General features: G+C 55.5%; 1 protein-coding gene. It reads right to left on the bottom strand.

The window, feature by feature from the left end:
• Positions 1–11: 11 nt before the first annotated feature.
• A complete protein-coding gene (locus SxD43FB_RS25070; RefSeq protein WP_141249683.1) occupies positions 12–221 on the bottom strand; it encodes a hypothetical protein in 210 nt (69 codons plus the stop codon).
• Positions 222–272 lie beyond the last annotated feature (51 nt).

The raw sequence follows: 272 nt of genomic DNA, 5'->3' as shown, positions 1-272 counted from the left end.
CGCAGCGACAATCAAACCTGCGAGTAGCGCTTGCCAGCGTCAATCAAAGCAGGCACCACTTGAAAACCGCGACGATCAGTTCTCATCCTGATTGACGGAAACTTCTCATCCAGATCGCCGCGCCATAAGGTAACCGACCGATTGAGCTTGCTCTTACCCACAAGTGGTCGCGTGCGTGATTCGGCCTGCCGCGCGCCCATTGCCTGGCTGGAATCACCCATGATTCATTCTCCGGCACCTTTAGATAGTGAGGTGCCGGGATGGAACATAGC

The organism is Sphingobium sp. D43FB, from assembly GCF_002312805.1.
Classification (GTDB): domain Bacteria; phylum Pseudomonadota; class Alphaproteobacteria; order Sphingomonadales; family Sphingomonadaceae; genus Sphingobium.
The sequence above is the reverse complement of the archived record's forward strand: the minus strand, read 5'-3'. Positions and strand labels throughout refer to the sequence as shown.

Coding starts and splice junctions, on each gene's coding strand:
- SxD43FB_RS25070 (WP_141249683.1), bottom strand. CDS start 221: ATGGGTGATTCCAGCCAGGCAATGGGCGCGCGGCAGGCCGAATCACGC.